Here is a 3,776-nt window from a genome sequence, read left to right on the forward strand (position 1 = left end):
TTTGATTGCATAACCTGGTTCTCCCTAACCTTTCTATTGGTAAGGTATAAGACATTTTCAGGAGAGGTTGTTTCTCCAATAGTCAGGTTTTCTGACAATATAGTTAGTTGGTGACAGCCCGAAAACTCATCAAAACTTCATACATTTTTCTGCCAGAGTTTTAACTCTTTTTTTAACTCTTTTTTTAACTCTCGATGAATGGTTTGGTGTGAAATTGAGTCAACATACTCCAGCTCAACCATGCGGTCAGCAAGAAGCTGTAATGTCCAGCGATTACGGCCCTCTGGTGACTGTGGTAAAGGGTGCTAGAAGCTCTGACCGATTCGGATCATTGTTGCATGACTCACAGTCTACCGGATAACAGTCCAGAAAATGCTGCATCATGCTTTCCTGTGGTACGAAACTATCACAGTAAAGACAATTTAGTGGGCGCTGCTCACACTTCGCTTCGTGATCGAATAAGTCTCTCCTCGGTACTAGCGATGTGCAATGACGGCACGAAAGGGGTTTATTGGCACAATCAAAGAAGTGAGAGAAAAATTCCTCGGGGTCACTGGTTATAAAACCACATTGGTGAGAAAACAATGGGTTTCTTTTTATGGTGCCTGCCGACATTGCCTGATTTGCTTCAGAAACCTCTTTTAAAGCGGCGTAATGAACCAGAGGGTAGAGCCTGATGAGACGATCAGCCAACTCTTGCTTACTTTTAGCTGTTAGTTGATGGCCTGCTGCCTCGAGGCATTCAGTTTTAAGCTGCCTGGCTTCCATCACTGTTTCATAGTCCGCGGCAAGGTTCCCCTCCCTATAGGGGCGTTTTCTACACTGTTGCTTATGTGTTTCGAGTTCTGACTTTGGTACACTCGTACCGCAGCCATAATCGCAATCTACAGGTTTTTTTGAACAGAATAAGTTGTGTTTATCCAACTCGTGGTAGCCTCCAGACCATCCACACCCTTTATTCATGCAGTTAAAGTGGGCATTTCTGAGGGTTAACAACCCTCCTTCTCTTGTGAATTGGGCTGTTTTTCTGTCTCCCAGTTCTTTACGGCACACAAGGCAATTTTCGAGCCTGTCGAATTGACTATCAAAACAGGGCACGCAGATTTTATGCCCCCTTTTGCAAATTATTACACTAGCCGCATTATCCTGGCAGATTGGACATTCAGTGACTGTGTCGGGCACCCCCCAGCGAGTACCGTTAATGGATATTGTTTGTATATTTGATTGCATAACCTGGTTCTCCCTAACCTTTCTATTGGTAAAGGTATAAGACATTTTTCAGGAGGGGGGTGTTCCCGATATGCAGGATTCCTGACAAGGTAGTTAGTTGGTGTCAGGCTATGCGAAAACAATGGTTTGGGTACTTAATTCTCAGGGTACAGTCCAAGATTCTTAATAATCGCCAGTGATGGTGCAGACTGGTTCAGTGTATAAAAGTGGAGGGCTGGTACGCCATTGGCGACCAGCTTTTCGCACATTCTGGACACCATCTCTTCTCCAAACTGGCGAATACTGGCGCTGTCATCCCAGTAAGCTTCCAGCTGTTTGCGAATCCAGCGGGGCAACTCTGCACCACAGGCATCAGAGAAGCGTGCCAGCTTCATATAGTTTGTGATGGGCATAATGCCGGGCACAACGGGAATATTGATCCCCATTGCCTGAACACGATCCAGAAAATAGAAGTAAGCGTCGGTGTTAAAGAAGTACTGTGTGATGGCCGAGTTTGCACCTGCTTCCACCTTACGACGGAAATTGTCTAAATCCGATTCCATAGAGCGTGCCTGAGGGTGAACCTCTGGATACGCTGCCATTTCTATATGAAAGTGGTCGTCTGTTTCCTCACGGATAAAACTGATCAGCTCGCTGGCATACTGAAACTCGACATTTTCCAGGCGCCCCATACCGGAAGGCAGGTCGCCACGCAGGGCAATAATGCGATCAATGCCCAGAGATTGGTAATCCTGCAGAATGGTACGAACTTCTTCTTTGGTATGGCCAAGACAGGCCATATGAGGCATAACCGGCAGGCCGGTTGCGTCCCGGGTTGCCAGAAGAGTTCCACGGGTACGATTGCGGGTTGAGCCTCCGGCTCCATAGGTGACCGAGAAAAACTCAGGATGACTGGTTGCCAACTGTTGAGCCTGAACTTGCAGTTTATCCGCACCGGCTTCTGTCTGGGTGGGGAAAAACTCGAAACTGATAGCTGTCATGATGGCAGGGGCGGCAAGAATTCAGCCAGCCCCTCACTCCTTTAATGATTGTTGTTGAGAGAGTTATATTTTTATCTCTATGAGCCGTGTTGACGTTTCTAGTATTTATAATCGTCAGATTTAAATGGCCCATCCACAGGCACATGAATATAGTCTGCCTGCTCTTGGGTCAAGCGTGTCAGCACACCACTGAAGCCTTCCACCATATAACGAGCTACTTCTTCATCCAGGTGTTTGGGCAGCACTTCAACGGTTACTGCCGCCGCTTTCTCTTCTGCAGACAGATTTGCAAACTTATTTTCGAACAGATGAATCTGTGCCAGCACCTGATTAGCAAAAGAGCCATCCATAATCCGAGAGGGGTGACCGGTGGCGTTGCCAAGGTTTACAAGACGGCCTTCAGAAAGAAGCAGCAGGTAGTCCGCTTCATCGTGACTGCGGTAGACTTTGTGCACCTGTGGTTTAACCTCATCCCATTGCCAGTGCTCACGCATGTAGGCTGTATCAATCTCTGTATCAAAGTGGCCGATGTTGCTCACCACACAGCCATTTTTTAAATGGCGAAGCATGGCGCTGTCGCATACAAGCATATTCCCGGTAGTGGTTACAATCAGATCTGTGGTGCCCAGTACATCTTTATTAATGCTGGCATCATCGCCAGTGTTCAGGCCATCAATGTACGGAGAGACAACCTCAAAGCCATCCATGCAGGCCTGCATGGCACAGATAGGGTCAACTTCTGTCACACGAACAATCATGCCTTCCTGACGTAGAGACGCAGCAGAGCCTTTGCCCACATCACCATAACCGATAACCAGTGCTTTCTTCCCGGCCAGCAGGTGGTCGGTCGCACGCTTGATTGCATCGTTCAGAGAATGGCGGCAACCGTATTTGTTATCGTTCTTACTTTTGGTGACGACATCGTTCACGTTGATCGCGGGCACTTTCAGAGTGCCCTCTTCCAGCATTTCCAGCAGACGATGAACGCCGGTGGTGGTTTCTTCAGAAATGCCGTGGCAGCTATCCAGAATCTCAGGGTAACTGTTATGGAGCAGAAGAGTGAGATCGCCACCATCATCCAGAATCATATTGGGTTGCCAGTGGACTACATCGACGCCAACAGTTTGCTCGAGGCACCACTCATACTCATCTTCCGTTTCTCCCTTCCAGGCGAAGACTGGTATGCCTTGTGCGGCAATGGCTGCGGCTGCATGATCTTGAGTGGAAAAGATGTTACAGGACGACCACCGCACCTCTGCCCCCAAAGCCACCAGAGTTTCAATCAGAACGGCGGTTTGAATGGTCATATGAATACAGCCCATAATCCGGGCGCCCTTGAGAGGCTGGGCTCCTTTATAGCGGTTCCGAATCGCCATGAGTGCCGGCATTTCCGACTCAGCAATCAGAATTTCTTTTCTTCCCCAGTCAGCCAAAGAGATATCGGCGACCTTGTAATCACTGAATTGCGGAAGGTTAGCAGCGTTCATATTTGTTCTCTTGGTTGGTGGCTGGGTGAGGCAGAGTTTTTGTAATTAGAGTTTTGTAATGGTTTTGTATTGTGAAGGC

2 protein-coding genes and 1 pseudogene are annotated in these 3,776 nt (G+C 47.9%); all 3 read right to left on the reverse strand.

Annotated elements, in window-relative coordinates:
* Window positions 1-146: 146 nt before the first annotated feature.
* A pseudogene (locus tag E1189_RS25065) lies at window positions 147-293 on the reverse strand (IS630-like element ISMth1 family transposase); the annotation flags it as partial.
* Between the two features lie 1,071 nt (window positions 294-1,364).
* The gene (gene metF, locus E1189_RS02715; protein WP_155158522.1) at window positions 1,365-2,210 is read right to left on the reverse strand and encodes a methylenetetrahydrofolate reductase [NAD(P)H]; all 846 of its coding nucleotides are present in this window, start codon (window positions 2,208-2,210) and stop codon (window positions 1,365-1,367) included.
* A 98-nt stretch (window positions 2,211-2,308) separates the two neighbouring features.
* On the reverse strand, window positions 2,309-3,697 hold the full coding sequence (gene ahcY / locus E1189_RS02720; protein ID WP_155158523.1) for an adenosylhomocysteinase: 1,389 nt from the start codon (window positions 3,695-3,697) through the stop codon (window positions 2,309-2,311).
* Between the last annotated feature and the right edge of the window lie 79 nt (window positions 3,698-3,776).

The sequence above is a fragment of the Parendozoicomonas verongulae genome (assembly GCF_009711465.1).
Classification (GTDB): Bacteria; Pseudomonadota; Gammaproteobacteria; order Pseudomonadales; family Endozoicomonadaceae; genus Sansalvadorimonas; species Sansalvadorimonas verongulae.

What these genes read in the sequence shown, in the direction of transcription:
- metF (WP_155158522.1), bottom strand. Translation starts at nt 2,210, where the DNA reads ATGACAGCTATCAGTTTCGAGTTTTTCCCCACCCAGACAGAAGCCGGT.
- ahcY (WP_155158523.1), bottom strand. Translation starts at nt 3,697, where the DNA reads ATGAACGCTGCTAACCTTCCGCAATTCAGTGATTACAAGGTCGCCGAT.